Below are 15,412 nucleotides of genomic sequence, written 5' to 3'. Positions count from 1 at the left end.
CTATTCTTATATATACTCCTTTCCTACCGGGAAAGATATCGTTTGCCTTATAAGTCCTCCCTACCGGGGAGGATTTAGGTGGGGCGGATTAGTCTACTACAAAAAGCTGGCTTATTGAACCATGCTCATTCACATTTTCGATAGCACTTGCAAACAACTTAGCGGTTGATAATACTCTTATCTTTTCGCTTTGATGTTTTAACGGTATAGTATCGGTAACAATTAATTCTGCCAGTACAGAGTTTTCAATTGTTTCGTATGCCTTACCTGATAGTACGGGATGCGTACAAACAGCTCTTACACTACGTGCGCCACGTTCCATTATCAAACCTGCTGCTTTAGCTAATGTACCTGCAGTATCGCAAATATCATCTATCAGCACAATGTCCTGGTCGGTTACATCACCTATCAAGGTCATTGATTCAATTTCGTTGGCACGTTTACGGCGTTTATCGCAAATTACAACCTCAGCATTAAAAAACTTGGCGAAGCTGCGTGCCCTGTATGATCCGCCCATATCCGGCGAGGCAATGGTTAAATTACCTAAACCCAGGCTTTTTATATAAGGTACAAATATGATAGATGCATCCAGGTGATCAACCGGGATGTCAAAAAATCCTTGTATCTGTGCCGCATGCAAATCCATGGTCATGATGCGGTTAATACCCGCAGCAACCAATAAATTGGCTACCAGTTTTGAACCAATGGCTACACGTGGTTTATCTTTCCTGTCCTGCCTTGCTAACCCAAAATATGGGATAACTGCAGTTACATAATGCGCCGATGCTCTGCGTGCCGCGTCAATCATCATCAGCAACTCAATTAAATTATCAGTTGGTGGGTTGGTTGATTGTATTAAAAACACATCACATCCACGTACCGACTCATTAAAATGTGGCTGAAATTCGCCATCGCTAAACCTTGAAAGAACGACTTCACCTAACTCCTTTCCATAAGCATCAGCAATGTTTTGCGCCAATACTGTTGTACCGGAACCTGCAAATAACTTAATGGGGTTAAATTGTAAAGGCATTTTTTATTTTGGATTTTAGATTTACGATTTCGGATTTGACACCTCGTCTCACATCTTATTACAAATGCTATATAAAAACAATTTCGGATCCCGATCTACGTATTAGATAAAATCTAAAATCGTAAATCTAAAATCCGAAATTAAACTGTTGCCCGACCAGGATTCGAACCTAGACAAACGGTACCAAAAACCGTTGTACTACCATTATACTATCAGGCAATCTCCTTTGGTTTGTTATCCATCCCGAAAAGGAATGCAAATATAAGGCGTTTTTTCAAATTTTAAAAACAATTTGAAAAAAGTATTTTAAGGCCTTAATCCTCCACTACAACGCCCATTGAGCAGAATTTCTCAATACGCTCATTCACAACTTCATCTATACTTTTTTCTTTCAGCACTTTTAGGTCTTTTAACAGTTGCTTTTTTAGCGTTGATGCCATAGCAACCGGGTCCTGATGCGCGCCGCCAAGTGGTTCTTTGATAATGCCGTCTATCAATTTATTCTTAAGCATCTCGGTCGAAGTCAGTTTTAATACCTCTGCCGCGCGTTCTTTATTTTCCCAGGTCTTCCATAAAATAGTTGAACAATTCTCCGGCGAAATCACCGAATACCATGAATTCTCCAACATCATTACTTTATCACCTATACCAATACCCAATGCTCCGCCTGATGCACCCTCACCAATAATTACGCAGATGATAGGCACTTTAAGCACCGCCATTTCTAACAAGTTACGGGCGATAGCCTCACCTTGTCCACGTTCTTCAGCTTCTAAGCCAGGGAATGCTCCGGGGGTATCAATTAAAGTAATAACCGGCTTGTTGAATTTTTCGGCCATTTTCATCAACCTTAATGCTTTGCGATAACCTTCAGGGTTGGGCATACCAAAGTTGCGGTATTGGCGCTCTTTGGTATTTTTTCCTTTTTGATGACCGATAATCATCACGGTTTGTCCATTTATAGTACCAAAACCGCCAACAATAGCTTTATCATCACCAACGGTGCGGTCGCCATGCAGCTCAATAAAATCATCGCACATTAGCTCAATATACTGTAAAGTATAAGGCCTTTCAGGGTGGCGGGATATTTGAACTTTTTGCCAACCGGTTAGGTTAGCATATATTTCTTTTTGTGTAGTATCGAATTTTTCCTGCAATTCTGCAATCGTTGCAGACATGTCAAGGTTATTTTTTTCTTCAACCTGCTTAACTTTTTCTATCTGCTGTTGCAGTTCGGCAAGCGGTTTTTCAAAATCAAATGTAATCTTCATACAGTTAAAATAGGGATGCAAATTTACACAAAATTAAACGTGATGTAGTTTATTTATGATTTTCCAGTGTTTCTAATTGTTTCAGCTGGCCTTCGCTCAATAATTCCTCTGTTTTATAGCAAGCCTGTAATATCGCATTTCTTATCTCTCCCTGGTACAAACCATAGCGATTGGTATAAAAAATAATTATACCGTCATCTACTTGCCGGGCTTTGAACAGGTCATCCAGCTTTTTTTCATTGGTGATGATGTTGCCACCCATCTCTACCCGCTTACGATGCAGCTCGGTATTTATAGCGGTTATTTTACTTAATTGGGTGGGGCTTAAATCAAGTTGTTTTTTGTGCTTAAGCACTTTATCGGGCATTGGGTAACGGTTTAGTTCTGCAACTGCGGCCATATTATCTAAATCAGCTCCTTTTATCAAGGCATCATAGCGTTCATCAGTAATACTTTTAACTGTGGAACGATTAAGGGTCGTATCCGTTTGCGCATAGGTAAAGCTGCACCCAAAAAGCAATAATAACGTGGCTATTTTTTTAATCATGCTGTATAATTAATAAACTAAGGTATAAATTTTAGCGCTTATCGATCCCGAAAAAGCGTATAAACAGAAAAACCTGCTTTTTTGTAAAACAGGTTTTCATTATATATATTGAGTTTTAATATTAATATTCTTCGGCGTATACCGGTTTTTTAACACCATTATCATAAGCTTTCAAGCCTTTTTTCAATAATTTACGTGCTACGTGAATACGGGTTTTAACGGTTCCGATAGGGATAGTTAAATGATCAGCTATCTCATGATATTTGTGGCCTTCAAAGTACATCGTGAATGGCACATAATAGTCGCTTGGTAAACGATCCATTGCTCTTTTAATATCGTCCATAATGAATTTTGATTCACCTTGGTTTTTTGTTGAGCTGAATACTAAGTTGGGAGATGAAATCTCGTCAGACTTGGTAACAAATGTGCTCATTTTAACAAAACGGCGATAATTATTAATGAAGGTATTTTTCATGATGGTATATAACCAACCTTTTAAATTTGTGCCTTCTTTAAACTTATTATAATAAGTTATAGCTTTCAACATTGTATCCTGAACAAGGTCGTTTGCATCGTCTGCGTCGTGAGTGAAGTGTAAGGCATAAGACCTTAATGAACTTGCCTGACGTAATACTAGGGTGTTAAACTCAATCTTTGTCATTCTGTTAATGTTTTGTATTGATAGTTAGGCAAACATGATACCATGTACCAAAAACATTACACCTACAAACAGAAGTATCCAGAATTTCACCAGAAAACCGCAACACAGCGCATAAATTTTGTTTTATTAAAACAATCAAATTAATATACTGTAAAACAACCGTTTACACACAGATGACAATTGATTTTCAAAGATTATAGCCAATGAAAAAGCATGGAAATGCCGATAAATTAAAATTGTTTTAAAAAAATATTTTAGCCAACGACATTTACTTCGCGCTCCAGTGTAACGCCAAATTTAGTGTACACACTGTCTATGATTTGCGACGATAACCTATACACTTCTTGGCCCGTGGCACCTCCGTGGTTCACTAATACCAATGCCTGATTATGCCAGGTACCTGTATGGCCTACTACTTTTCCCTTCCAGCCGCACTGTTCAATTAACCAGCCTGCGGCTAATTTTACAAAGCCATCACCTGCGGGATAGTTAACAACCTGCGGAAAGTGTTCCTGTACTATATTAAATTCATCCACAGGTATAACCGGGTTCTTGAAAAAGCTACCCGCATTACCTATGGTTGATGGATCGGGTAGTTTGGACACCCGTATATGTGATACTACCTCTGATACATCTTTAATAGTAGGTGCGGTAATTCCGCGATTAATTAATTCCTCTTGAATAGCACCATAATGCAATTTAACATCAGCCACTAATGATAATTCGAATTTTACGGAGACAATTATATAGTGCCCCTTCATATCATTTTTAAATATGCTATCGCGGTAATCAAACTGGCAATCGGCTTTGCTGAATGTTTTAAAGGTTCCGGTAGCAATTTCAAAAGCGTTGCAGCTGGCGAATATATCTTTTAACTCCACACCATAAGCCCCGATGTTTTGTACGGGGGACGCCCCTACCGATCCCGGTATCAGGCTTAGGTTTTCCATCCCGGCAAACCCGTTGCTTACACAGTAGTTCACCAGGTCACTCCAAACCTCGCCGGCACCGGCTACAATTAATACTTGTTGATTGTTGATTCGATAGTCGATCCCATGAATATTCATGTGGATCACCAGCCCATCAAAGTCCTTCCTGAATAGCATATTGCTGCCGCCGCCTAAAACCAACCGTTTCATCTCCATTCGTTTTGGATCAGAGAAAAGCTCTATCAATTGCTCGGCGCGATTTATCTCGACAAAGTATTTAGCAGAAACATCAATACCAAAGGTGTTAAAGTTTTTAAGCGAGATATTTTGTTGAATTTGCAGCATTTTATATAAATATTGACTACAAACTTCGTAAAATTTATCGGAATGTTTAATTTAACCCAGCAATTGCAGATAAAATTATAATAAGAAGGCAAAAACATGACAATGTTTAAACTTTTTTAATTATTTTAGAAACTCAAAACTACTTATTAAAAAAAATAAAGAAGTAAACATGTCAGATACTACAAAAAAATCGGCTATCAACCCTATTATTATCATCGGTGCATTATTCTTTGTATTCGGGTTTGTAACCTGGTTGAATGGTACGCTAATACCTTATTTAAAAATAGCCTGCCAGTTAAATAATTTCGAATCGTACCTGGTTGCTTCAGCATTTTATATAGCTTATTTATTAATGGCTAAACCATCAGCATGGCTATTAAAAGTGTTTGGCTTTAAAAATGGCATGGCTGTAGGCTTGATAATTATTGCCGCAGGCGCACTTATTTTTGTACCAGCTGCGTTAACACGCATTTATCCCATCTTTTTGTTGGGGTTATTTATTCAGGGTTCCGGCTTGGCTGTATTACAATCTGCATCAAATCCATACATCACTATTTTAGGCCCGCCTGAAAGCGCCGCAAAGCGTATTAGCATTATGGGCATATTCAACAAGTTTGCGGGTGTACTTGCCCCTATCGCTTTAGGCTCAGTTGTATTGAGCAACATCGATTCCTTTAACGCCAAATTGGCTACGCTGAATGGCGCAGAAAAAGTAGCCCAATTAAATGAGCTGGCCTCAAGGGTAATTGTTCCCTATGTATTGATCGTTGTTGTGCTGGTTGTCTTAGGCATCCTGATCTATTTTTCAGGTTTACCTGAGATTGACACAGATCATGAAGATGAAACTTTAGCGGCAGCAAACTCAAGCAAAACCAGCATATTTAATTTTCCGCACCTAATAATAGGTGTCATAGCGTTGTTTTTCTACGTTGGTGCCGAAGTAATAGCCGGCGATTCCATTATCAGCTATGGCGTCGCGCATCATCTCCCGCTTTCCGAAGCACGTTACCTGGCATCGTGCACATTAGCCTTTATGGTTATTGGTTATATCGCGGGAATAATTTTTATTCCAAAATACATCACACAACAAAAAGCATTGGTTTATTCGGCTGTACTGGGTGTAATATTAACGGTACTTGCCATATTCGCTCCCAAATACGTTTCGATAGCTTGTATAGCGCTTTTAGGTTTGGCTAACTCCTTAATGTGGCCTGCGATCTGGCCATTAGCATTATCAGGCCTAGGCAGATTTACCAAAATAGGTTCCTCATTACTGGTAATGGGTATTGCAGGTGCGGCAGTTTTCCCGCCATTGTATGGCTTATTGGTTGACGCGAGCAAAGCATCTCAAGGCCCCGAAATGGCGGCGCAAATCTCTTATTGGATATTGATACCGATTTATTTGTTCATCCTTTATTTTGCTACTGTTGGATATAAAAAAGGGAAACATGTTATAGCGGTGTAATTCACCTTGTCATTCTGAGCGCAGCGAAGAATCTATCGATAGGCTTTGCGCTATATATAACGGATAGATTCTTCGCCGCGCTCAGAATGACAAAAATGTTTAATATTTCTTCTCCGTCAACAACAAACCAAACTCCTCCGCATTATCTTTCTCCACCGATTTATGATGAATCTTATGCGCCCGGCGGATGTTTAACAAATACTTATTATTGGTTTTAAATGATTTGAAACGGTTGTGAATAAACCAATCGTGGAAGATAAAATAGATGATACCATAACTACTGATGCCCGTTCCTATCCAAAAGCGATAATCCAAGTTTATATGTCCGCGCCACATTAACCAGAGGGCAATCGATGCAAATAGAATACTGAATAGGTCGTTCCACTCAAACCAGCCGTGCTTTTGTTGGTGATGCGTTTTGTGGATAAACCACAACGGCCCATGGAATAAATACTTATGCATCGCCCAGGAAAATAGTTCCATTAAGGCAATGGTTAATATTACAATTCCAATGTTTATCAGAACCTGCATAAATTAAAAAAGCAGAAACAACATGAATTGTTTCTGCTTTAGTACGGTTATTCAAATCCGAAATCGAAATTCCGAAATCCTAAATGTGTATTGGTCTGTTATCAGTTGCCGCTAAACAAGCCTCACGCATGGCTTCGGTATAAGTTGGGTGGGCATGGCTGGCACGAGATACGTCTTCGGCAGATGCACGGAACTCCATAGCTATAACCGCCTCAGCAATCATATCAGCAGCACGTGGACCGATGATGTGTACGCCTAGAATCTCGTCGGTGGTAGCATCAGCCAAAACTTTAACAAAACCATCCAGATCACCGCTGGCTACTGCCCTGCCTGCTGCACGGAAAGGGAATGAACCTGCTTTGTATTTCACACCTTGCTCTTTTAACTGCTCTTCTGTTTGACCAACAGCCGCAACTTCAGGCCAGGTATAAACTACACCAGGTATCAGGTTGTAGTTAATGTGTGGTTTTTGTCCGGCGATTATCTCAGCAACTAATGTTCCTTCATCTTCCGCTTTGTGAGCAAGCATTGCACCGCGGATCACATCGCCAATGGCATAAACACCTTTAACGCTGGTTTCTAAATGCTCATCAACAGTAATTTTTCTGCCGCGTTCTTCAACGGTGATTCCAATCTTATCTAAACCTAAATTATCAGTATAAGCTATACGGCCAACTGCAACCAGGCAGTAATCGCCTTTTAACTCTTTCTTATCACCGTTTGGCGCATCAAATGTTACGGTAACTTCCTTGCCCTTTGTAGTGGCACCGGTTACTTTGTGGCCTGTGTAAAATTCTAAACCTTGTTTTGATAACACACGTTGTAATTCTTTACCTAAGCCTTTATCCATAGTTGGGATAATGCCATCCATAAATTCGATAACGGAAACTTTAGCGCCTAAACGTGAGTAAACCGAACCCAGCTCCAAACCAATAACACCGCCACCAATTAATATCAGGTGTTTAGGTACTTCAGTAAGGGTTAATGCTTCGGTTGAAGTGATGATGCGTTTTTTATCAACCTTTAAAAACGGAAGGCTTGATGGTTTTGAACCTGTAGCTATAATAACATTAGTACCAGTAATTTCTTGTTCTGTACCATCTTCTTTTTTAATGATGATAGTATTTTTGTCTTTAAAAGAGCCAACGCCCTGGTATGAGTCTATTTTATTCTTTTTGAAAAGAAAAGTAATACCCCCAGTATTTTTTGCAACCACCTCGGTTTTACGTTTCATCATCTGCGCCATATCAACAGATAAATTATCCAGGTTGATACCGTGTGTTTTGAAAGAGTGCGATGCATTATAATAATGTTCGCTCGAATCGAGCAGTGCTTTTGAAGGGATACAGCCTACATTTAGGCAGGTGCCTCCAAAAGTTGAATATTTTTCGATACAGGCTGTTTTCAAACCTAATTGGGCACAACGAATAGCAGCTACGTAGCCACCTGGGCCCGAACCGATTACGATAACATCATATTGCATAGTAGTGTATTTTGGGACGCAAAGTTAAGCATTATCAGTTGCTAACAAAGTGAATTAATGTTATAACAGGGTCAATTAATCCGCTATCAAAATACTTATATATTATCTATATCGTCACCGGCACCCTCTGGTCTTTCAGATAACATAGTTTGGTCTTCAAATTCATCCTCATACCTTGTAGTTTTTAATTTATATAAAACTATTAACCCTCCCAATGGAAACCCAAATGCCAAATAAGAATTTATATAGCCAGCAGATAAAAAACTAACCCCTAACAAAAATTGGAAACTTAATAAATTAAAATGAAACCCACTGATGGGGAAATAACTTAATGTCGGCACGTTCAACAATATTATTAATAAATAACCGATCCACTTTTTAGGCGCTTTGCTCCTTTTTAACTGCACTATCATATAAATATTAAAAGCCAAAACACCCAATACTAAAATGCCAAACAGCCAATAATATAACATGGTACCCATTTGTTCATAAACGTCCATTATATAAAAGCTGGTTATTTTTAATGTTTTATCATCAAACATTAATTTCACTTCGCCTACATAATTTGAATTATCAATTTGTACAAAAACTAATGTTTGCCCCGGCGGGGTACTCTCTGATTTATCCGTTGAGAAAGTTTTTTTCGAACTAATGAGTGAGTAATTAAGTTTACCTGCAAAATTTTGTGAAAGTATAGCGCTTAATTTATCAAGCGCAGCTTTTACTGTATCCGGATTTGTGGGTAAGTTTGATTGCTGATCCATCATAGAAATACATTTATTATATTTCTTCTGCACTATTGCATTAACAAACTCCTCGGTTTTATCCTTATAATTAAAAGTATTTGAAATAAAACTACAACGCGCAAATAATATAGAGATAAGAGCAATTGCTGATACTTGTATCGTTTTTTTCATTTTGTGATAAGTACGGTTTAATTATTTAGCAACTAACATATTAAAATTTAAAGATATTATGAAGCTTTCGCTATTTTTATAACTTTAACTACACATACCTCATTACTGTAATAAAAAACAAATGAAATTAAACCGTTTATTGTTGGTTGTTTTAGGATTTGCATCCTTAACAGCTAAAGCCCAATTAGGCACTCCCAAAGAAACTTTCACTAAAGCCGATACCTTACGAGGCGACTATAACTCGCCATTACGGGCTTGTTACGATATTAGCTACTACCACTTAGATGTTAAGTTTGATATTGATAACAAATTCATCAGCGGCAGCACACTTTTTAAATTTACCGCTACGCAGGATTTCACCAAACTGCAATTCGATTTATTCGCTAACCTCAAAGTAGAGAAGGTAGTTTACAAAGGCCAGGAACTTCCTTATACCCGTGAATTTAATGCTGTATTTGTGACTTTCCCAAATACAATAACCAAAGGCAGTTTAGACGAGTTTACTGTATACTATTCGGGCAATCCGGTAATTGCTAAAAATGCTCCTTGGGATGGCGGTGTAGTTTATACTGTAGATTCATTGAAAAGACCATGGGTAGCTACAGCATGCCAGGGATTAGGTGCAAGTGTTTGGTGGCCTAATAAAGACCAGCAAGCAGATGAAGTTGATAGTGCCTTGATCAGTATCAGCGTACCTAACGGATTGAAAGATGTTTCAAACGGCCGCTTACGTAAGGTAACCAAATTAAAAGATGGCTATACTCGTTTTGATTGGTTTGTTGATAATCCGATCAATAACTATGATATAGAAGCAAATATTGGCGACTACACCCATTTTAATGATACCTACAATGGCGAAAAAGGTAAGCTTACACTTGATTACTGGGTATTACCATACCACCTTGAGCAAGCTAAAAAGCAGTTTGGTTTAAATGTAGTGCCAATGATTAAAGCATTTGAACATTGGTTTGGCCCATATCCTTTTTATGAGGACGGGTACAAGCTAATTGAAACACCACATTTAGGTATGGAGCATCAAAGTGGCACTGCTTATGGCAACCATTTTGTTAATGGTTACTATTCACATGGCAAGGGCCGCGATCTCTCCGGCACAGGTTGGGGTTTAAAATGGGATTACATTATCATTCACGAAAGTGGCCACGAATGGTTTGGTAATAGCATCACCTCAAAAGATTTGGGTGATATGTGGATCCATGAATCATTTACTGATTATTCGGAGTCGTTATTTGTAGAAAGTTATTATGGCAAACAGGCGGGCCAGGAATATGTACATGGTTTGCGTAATACTATTGCTAATGACAGGCCAATTGTAGGCCCATATGGTGTAAATAAAGAGGGATCTGAGGATATGTACAATAAAGGATCTGTTTTCCTGAATATGATCCGTACTATCATTAATGATGATGAAAAATGGCGTAGCATCCTTAGAGGATTGAATAAGACATTCTACCATAAAACTGTTACTTATGAAGATATAACAGGTTATATCAACAAAGAATCTGGAATAGATTTCAGTTCGTTTTTTGATCAGTACTTACATCATAGCACCCTGCCTATATTGGTATTTACTACTTATAATGGCACTTTATATTGCCATTGGACAAGTTGCGCTCCCGGCCTAACCATGCCGGTTAAGATACGCGTAAAAGGCGGCGATTATAAATTTATCAACGTTAGCCAAAGCCCAACCCAAGTTGATATTGACGGTGTTACTGAAGACAATGTTGAGGTTGATATCTTCAACTATTATATAGGTATCTTAAAAAATTAATAATAAAACTTCAACCCAGTGCAACACATGTGTCTATATCTGTGTCATATAAAAAACAACACAGATATAGATCATGAAGTCACTAACCAAAATTTTATTAGCTGCAGCACTTATAACAAGCGCTGGCTATACTTATGCTAAGCCTGTTAAAACTATAAAAACCAAGGCTTATTATGATACCCAGGACCGTCATCTTTCAGGCTTTAGCGCAGTAGATGTTGAGGGATCGTTTGATGTTTATATAACACAAGGTTCTACTGAATCAGTTACAGTTGATGCCCCGGCAGATGTAATGGATCATGTAGTTACCGAAGTTAACGGTGGCACATTAAGGATAAAAGACAAGCGCAACAATGGATGGGGCGGCAGTTGGAACAACAATCATAAAAAAGTAATAGTGCATGTTACCGTACGTGATATAAATGCTATTGGCATCACCGGATCGGGCGATGTTTATTTTAAAGATGGACTGAGGGCTGAAAGGTTAAAGATCAGGGTTAGTGGTTCAGGCGATGCGGCAGGTAAAATTGAAGTGAAAACTTTGGATTGCAGCGTATCCGGATCAGGCAATATAAAAATCAGCGGCCATGCTGATGATTCAAATGTAAGCGTATCGGGTTCGGGCGATTATAGTGGTCGTGGATTGCCTACCACCAGTACCAGCGTGCAGGTTTCCGGTTCAGGAAACGCTAGTATTAATGCTAGCAGCAGTATTACAGCTGCCGTTTCAGGTTCAGGTGACGTGAGTTATACAGGCGGTGCGCAGCATGTTATTAAATCAAAATCAGGTAGCGGCGATATTAGCGGGAATTAAGAATAGTTTATAACTTTAGAAAAGGCTTCGTTCAATAAGATCGAAGCCTTTTTTGTTACACATGCCTTGTCATTTCCTAAGGGAGAAATCTTTTGCGACTTGGATATTCGAATTGCATGGTTTAGAAGATTTCTCCCTCCGGTCGAAATGACAAATCGTAGAAAATATGATTAAAACAAAAACGCCCTGCTCAAATGAGCAGGGCGTTTTCTGTATCCTAAAAAGAGATTTAATTATTCTCCTTTTTCAACATTTTCTTCGTTGTCAGCAGCTGGTGCTTCTTCAACAGCCGGAGTTTCAGCAACTGGTGCCTCATCTACAACTGGAGCTTCGGTAACTTCTGCAGCCGGAGCAGCAGAGTCCTGAGCAACAGGAGCAGTTTTAGCTTTAGCAGAACCACCACGACGACGTGTTGTCTTTTTAGCAGTTTGAGCATTATCAGCACCGTAAACAGTGTTGTAATCAACTAATTCAATAATTGCCATTTCAGCGTTATCACCTAAACGGTTTTCCAATTTGATGATACGTGTGTAACCACCTGGGCGGCTAGCAATTTTTTCAGCTATATCGCGGAACAGGATGCTTACAGCATCTTTATCCTGCAAGTAGCTAAATACGGTACGACGTGAGTGTGTAGTATCGTTTTTTGATTTAGTTAAAATTGGCTCAACATAACCGCGTAAAGCTTTCGCTTTAGCTAATGTTGTAGTAATACGCTTGTGTAAAATAAGCGAAGTTGCCATATTACTCATCATCGCCTTACGGTGACTATTAGTACGGCCTAAGTGATTTAATTTTTTTCCGTGTCTCATTGTTATTTAATTTTAGCACGTGCATACCGTTGGGCGACGAAATTAGGTCAAGCCCGCGGAATTATGCCTTCGCTGTTTTATTATTAATTATTCTTCGTCTAATTTAAATTTAGACAGGTTCATGCCGAAAGATAAACCTTTTGATTTAACCAAATCCTGAATCTCAGTCAGTGATTTTTTACCGAAGTTTCTGAATTTTAACATATCAGCAACATCATAAGAAACCAAATCAGCAAGGCTACGGATGTCAGCAGCTTTCAAGCAATTTAATGCACGAACTGAAAGGTCAAGATCAACTAATTCAGTTTTAAGGATTTTACGCATGTGTAAGATCTCTTCGTCAACTTCTTTAGTTTCTTCTTTAGCCTGAGCCTCAAGCATCATGTTCTCATCGCTGAACAACATAAAGTGCTGGATAAGGATCTTAGCAGCTTCTTTAAGTGCATCTTCAGGATGTATTGAACCATCAGTAGTAATATCCAGAACTAATTTTTCGTAGTCCGTTTTTTGTTCTACACGATAGTTTTCAATAGTGAATTTTACGTTCTTGATCGGAGTGAAGATAGAATCGATAGCGATAACACCTACATTCGCATCAGGATTTTTATTCTCGTCACTTGGAATGTAACCACGACCCTTGTTAATAGTAAGCTCAATTTCAAGCGTTACTGAAGAGTCCATGTTACAAATAACCAAATCAGGGTTTAAAATTGTAAAGTTGTTAGAGAACTTAGTGATGTCTCCGGCTTTAAAAGCATCCTGACCATTAATGATCACAAATATTTTTTCGCTGTCGCCAGATTCACCTGTTTTCTTAAACCTTACTTGTTTCAGGTTTAATATGATTTCGGTTACATCTTCAACAACACCTTTGATTGTAGAAAACTCATGCATCACGCCTGAAAAACGTACAGATGTGATCGCAAAACCTTCCAGTGATGAAAGTAAGATACGACGCAGAGCATTACCAATGGTTATACCGAAACCTGGTTCTAACGGACGAAACTCAAACGTGCCATCAAAATCAGTTGATTTCTGCATGATAACCTTGTCAGGTTTTTGAAATGCTAAAATTGCCATTTATATCCTTTATTTATTGTTTACTAATTTGAATTGATTAAACCACAAAAATGATTGGCATAATATGCCAACCACTTTGCGTATAAATATCTTATTATTTTGAGTATAACTCGACGATCAGGTTTTCCTTGATGTTTTCAGGAATCTCATCACGATTTGGATAGTTTAGGAACTTGCCAGTTAATTCATTGGCATCCCATTCTAACCAGCTATATTTATTAATCTTTCTGCCAGCTACTGAATGAGAGATAGCTTCTAAAGATTTTGATTTTTCGCGTACTGATATAACATCACCTGCTTTTAACTGGTAAGAAGCAATATTTACTACTGAACCATTAACATTGATGTGTTTGTGACCAACTAGTTGGCGTGCGCCTGAACGTGTTGGAGCAATACCTAAACGGTAAACCGCATTATCAAGGCGTGCCTCTAAGAACTTTAATAAGTTTTCGCCGGTGATACCTTCTTTAGCAGATGCACGGTGAAACAAGTTTTCGAATTGTTTTTCTAATACACCATAAGTGTATTTAACTTTTTGTTTCTCCATCAACTGAGTTGAATACTCAGATTGTTTTCCTCTTCTTTTTGAGGCGCCATGCATTCCTGGCGGATAGTTTTTTCTTTCTAACGCTTTATCCGGACCGAAGATCGGCTCACGGAAACGACGTGCAATTTTGGATTTTGGACCTGTATATCTAGCCATTTGTTTGTTGTTTTAAAGTATCGTGCAACCTGTAGCTGCCGAATCTTAGCTTTAAAAATATGTATTAATTAAACTCTTCTTCTTTTTGACGGACGGCAACCATTGTGTGGAAGCGGTGTAATGTCCTTTATAGTAGTTACCTCGATACCTGCAGTTTGCAAAGTACGGATAGCTGATTCGCGACCAGCACCCGGGCCTTTTACAAATACTTCTACTTTACGTAAGCCTAAATCATAAGCTACTTTACCGCAATCAGAAGCAGCCTGACCGGCAGCGTATGGGGTATTCTTTTTTGAACCTTTGAAACCCATTTTACCAGCAGATGACCATGATATAGCCTGGCCTGTTTTGTTGGTAAGGGTGATGATGATATTATTGAATGTTGCGTTGATGTGTGCTTCGCCTACTGATTCAACAATAACAATACGCTTTTTGGTAACTTTTTTAGTTTTAGCCATTTTCTTAATTATTGAGTTTACGAATTATTGAGTTGCTATAACAACCCGGACCCGTAACCATATTATTTTAAATTTATTCCTAATGACTATAGAGCGATATATACTATCACTCTTAATCATTAATCACTTACTATTTAGTAGCTTTCTTTTTGTTAGCAACTGTCTTACGTTTTCCTTTACGGGTACGTGAGTTGTTTTTAGTGCGTTGGCCACGTAATGGTAAACCTTTACGATGACGTGTACCGCGGTAACAACCTATATCCATTAAACGTTTGATGTTAAGCTGAACTTCAGAACGTAGTGAACCTTCAACTTTGATCTGGTCATTAATAATACCACGAATAGCAGCTAACTGATCATCATTCCAATCCTGAACTTTAGTATTGAAATCAATACCTGCCTGGGTTAAAATTTGCTGAGCGGTTGAACGGCCGATTCCGTAGATATAGGTTAAGCCTATCTCTCCTCTTTTATTGTTTGGTAAATCAATACCTGATATCCTTGCCATATTTCTTATTTGTGCTTTTACGTAATAACCGAACGGCGGGCCACCGTTGTACGGATTATTACA

At 38.6% G+C, this 15,412-nt stretch carries 16 protein-coding genes and 1 tRNA gene; 3 read left to right on the top strand and 14 right to left on the bottom strand.

Going from position 1 to position 15,412, the window contains the following annotated elements; genetic code table 11:
* Positions 1–88: 88 nt before the first annotated feature.
* The 6 genes from GSQ74_RS16600 to murB all read right to left on the bottom strand — a co-directional run bounded on the left by GSQ74_RS16600 (position 89) and on the right by murB (position 4,786).
* Entirely contained in the window at positions 89–1,033 is a 945-nt protein-coding gene (locus GSQ74_RS16600) for a ribose-phosphate pyrophosphokinase (RefSeq protein ID WP_158995352.1), read from the bottom strand.
* A gap of 148 nt (positions 1,034–1,181) precedes the next feature.
* Positions 1,182–1,252 (bottom strand) — tRNA-Gln (locus GSQ74_RS16595).
* A 95-nt stretch (positions 1,253–1,347) separates the two neighbouring features.
* Complete coding sequence (locus tag GSQ74_RS16590; protein WP_158995351.1) at positions 1,348–2,304, bottom strand: acetyl-CoA carboxylase carboxyltransferase subunit alpha; 957 nt, start codon at positions 2,302–2,304, stop codon at positions 1,348–1,350.
* 49 nt (positions 2,305–2,353) lie between these two features.
* Complete coding sequence (locus GSQ74_RS16585; RefSeq protein ID WP_158995350.1) at positions 2,354–2,851, bottom strand: hypothetical protein; 498 nt, start codon at positions 2,849–2,851, stop codon at positions 2,354–2,356.
* A 121-nt stretch (positions 2,852–2,972) separates the two neighbouring features.
* On the bottom strand, positions 2,973–3,512 hold the full coding sequence (locus GSQ74_RS16580) for an RNA polymerase sigma factor (RefSeq protein ID WP_158995349.1): 540 nt from the start codon (positions 3,510–3,512) through the stop codon (positions 2,973–2,975).
* Positions 3,513–3,766: 254 nt separating this feature from the next.
* Positions 3,767–4,786: a UDP-N-acetylmuramate dehydrogenase gene (gene murB / locus GSQ74_RS16575; RefSeq protein ID WP_158995348.1), complete on the bottom strand. Its 1,020-nt coding sequence runs from the start codon at positions 4,784–4,786 to the stop codon at positions 3,767–3,769.
* A gap of 169 nt (positions 4,787–4,955) precedes the next feature.
* Here murB and GSQ74_RS16570 point away from each other — a divergent pair, with 169 nt between their 5' ends.
* Positions 4,956–6,251 carry a sugar MFS transporter gene (locus tag GSQ74_RS16570; protein ID WP_158995347.1) on the top strand — a complete coding sequence of 432 codons (1,296 nt, stop codon included), beginning with the start codon at positions 4,956–4,958 and terminating at the stop codon, positions 6,249–6,251.
* Positions 6,252–6,350: 99 nt separating this feature from the next.
* Here the strand turns inward: GSQ74_RS16570 and GSQ74_RS16565 are convergent, their stop codons facing one another.
* From GSQ74_RS16565 to GSQ74_RS16555, 3 genes are all read right to left on the bottom strand, one after another.
* Positions 6,351–6,782, bottom strand: coding sequence for a sterol desaturase family protein (locus GSQ74_RS16565; protein ID WP_158995346.1), 432 nt, complete (start codon positions 6,780–6,782; stop codon positions 6,351–6,353).
* Between the two features lie 79 nt (positions 6,783–6,861).
* A complete protein-coding gene (gene lpdA, locus GSQ74_RS16560; protein ID WP_158995345.1) occupies positions 6,862–8,265 on the bottom strand; it encodes a dihydrolipoyl dehydrogenase in 1,404 nt (467 codons plus the stop codon).
* Positions 8,266–8,360: 95 nt separating this feature from the next.
* Positions 8,361–9,182 (bottom strand): hypothetical protein, encoded by an 822-nt coding sequence (locus GSQ74_RS16555; RefSeq protein WP_158995344.1) that lies wholly within the window; start codon positions 9,180–9,182, stop codon positions 8,361–8,363.
* A gap of 121 nt (positions 9,183–9,303) precedes the next feature.
* Between GSQ74_RS16555 and GSQ74_RS16550 the strand changes: the two genes are divergently transcribed.
* Both GSQ74_RS16550 and GSQ74_RS16545 read left to right on the top strand, forming a co-directional pair.
* A complete protein-coding gene (locus GSQ74_RS16550) occupies positions 9,304–10,974 on the top strand; it encodes a M1 family metallopeptidase (RefSeq protein ID WP_158995343.1) in 1,671 nt (556 codons plus the stop codon).
* Between the two features lie 73 nt (positions 10,975–11,047).
* Complete coding sequence (locus GSQ74_RS16545) at positions 11,048–11,788, top strand: head GIN domain-containing protein (RefSeq protein ID WP_158995342.1); 741 nt, start codon at positions 11,048–11,050, stop codon at positions 11,786–11,788.
* 233 nt (positions 11,789–12,021) lie between these two features.
* Here GSQ74_RS16545 and rplQ read toward each other — a convergent pair whose 3' ends face one another.
* The 5 genes from rplQ to rpsM form a co-directional block, all read right to left on the bottom strand.
* Positions 12,022–12,600 carry a 50S ribosomal protein L17 gene (gene rplQ / locus GSQ74_RS16540; protein WP_158995341.1) on the bottom strand — a complete coding sequence of 193 codons (579 nt, stop codon included), beginning with the start codon at positions 12,598–12,600 and terminating at the stop codon, positions 12,022–12,024.
* Between the two features lie 87 nt (positions 12,601–12,687).
* On the bottom strand, positions 12,688–13,680 hold the full coding sequence (locus GSQ74_RS16535; protein ID WP_158995340.1) for a DNA-directed RNA polymerase subunit alpha: 993 nt from the start codon (positions 13,678–13,680) through the stop codon (positions 12,688–12,690).
* Positions 13,681–13,774: 94 nt separating this feature from the next.
* Positions 13,775–14,383, bottom strand: a complete 609-nt coding sequence (gene rpsD / locus GSQ74_RS16530; protein WP_158995338.1) for a 30S ribosomal protein S4 — start codon at positions 14,381–14,383, stop codon at positions 13,775–13,777.
* Positions 14,384–14,451: 68 nt separating this feature from the next.
* On the bottom strand, positions 14,452–14,841 hold the full coding sequence (gene rpsK, locus GSQ74_RS16525) for a 30S ribosomal protein S11 (RefSeq protein ID WP_158995336.1): 390 nt from the start codon (positions 14,839–14,841) through the stop codon (positions 14,452–14,454).
* 130 nt (positions 14,842–14,971) lie between these two features.
* The gene (gene rpsM, locus GSQ74_RS16520; RefSeq protein WP_158995334.1) at positions 14,972–15,349 is read right to left on the bottom strand and encodes a 30S ribosomal protein S13; all 378 of its coding nucleotides are present in this window, start codon (positions 15,347–15,349) and stop codon (positions 14,972–14,974) included.
* Positions 15,350–15,412 lie beyond the last annotated feature (63 nt).

Source organism: Mucilaginibacter sp. L196 (assembly GCF_009765905.1).
Taxonomy (GTDB): Bacteria; Bacteroidota; Bacteroidia; order Sphingobacteriales; family Sphingobacteriaceae; genus Mucilaginibacter.
This window is presented reverse-complemented; position numbering and strand designations above follow the sequence as displayed.

Excerpts from the sequence above, each read along its gene's own strand:
- GSQ74_RS16600 (WP_158995352.1), bottom strand. The coding sequence starts at position 1,033 with ATGCCTTTACAATTTAACCCCATTAAGTTATTTGCAGGTTCCGGTACA.
- GSQ74_RS16590 (WP_158995351.1), bottom strand. The coding sequence starts at position 2,304 with ATGAAGATTACATTTGATTTTGAAAAACCGCTTGCCGAACTGCAACAG.
- GSQ74_RS16585 (WP_158995350.1), bottom strand. The coding sequence starts at position 2,851 with ATGATTAAAAAAATAGCCACGTTATTATTGCTTTTTGGGTGCAGCTTT.
- GSQ74_RS16580 (WP_158995349.1), bottom strand. The coding sequence starts at position 3,512 with ATGACAAAGATTGAGTTTAACACCCTAGTATTACGTCAGGCAAGTTCA.
- murB (WP_158995348.1), bottom strand. The coding sequence starts at position 4,786 with ATGCTGCAAATTCAACAAAATATCTCGCTTAAAAACTTTAACACCTTT.
- GSQ74_RS16570 (WP_158995347.1), top strand. The coding sequence starts at position 4,956 with ATGTCAGATACTACAAAAAAATCGGCTATCAACCCTATTATTATCATC.
- GSQ74_RS16565 (WP_158995346.1), bottom strand. The coding sequence starts at position 6,782 with ATGCAGGTTCTGATAAACATTGGAATTGTAATATTAACCATTGCCTTA.
- lpdA (WP_158995345.1), bottom strand. The coding sequence starts at position 8,265 with ATGCAATATGATGTTATCGTAATCGGTTCGGGCCCAGGTGGCTACGTA.
- GSQ74_RS16555 (WP_158995344.1), bottom strand. The coding sequence starts at position 9,182 with ATGAAAAAAACGATACAAGTATCAGCAATTGCTCTTATCTCTATATTA.
- GSQ74_RS16550 (WP_158995343.1), top strand. The coding sequence starts at position 9,304 with ATGAAATTAAACCGTTTATTGTTGGTTGTTTTAGGATTTGCATCCTTA.
- GSQ74_RS16545 (WP_158995342.1), top strand. The coding sequence starts at position 11,048 with ATGAAGTCACTAACCAAAATTTTATTAGCTGCAGCACTTATAACAAGC.
- rplQ (WP_158995341.1), bottom strand. The coding sequence starts at position 12,600 with ATGAGACACGGAAAAAAATTAAATCACTTAGGCCGTACTAATAGTCAC.
- GSQ74_RS16535 (WP_158995340.1), bottom strand. The coding sequence starts at position 13,680 with ATGGCAATTTTAGCATTTCAAAAACCTGACAAGGTTATCATGCAGAAA.
- rpsD (WP_158995338.1), bottom strand. The coding sequence starts at position 14,383 with ATGGCTAGATATACAGGTCCAAAATCCAAAATTGCACGTCGTTTCCGT.
- rpsK (WP_158995336.1), bottom strand. The coding sequence starts at position 14,841 with ATGGCTAAAACTAAAAAAGTTACCAAAAAGCGTATTGTTATTGTTGAA.
- rpsM (WP_158995334.1), bottom strand. The coding sequence starts at position 15,349 with ATGGCAAGGATATCAGGTATTGATTTACCAAACAATAAAAGAGGAGAG.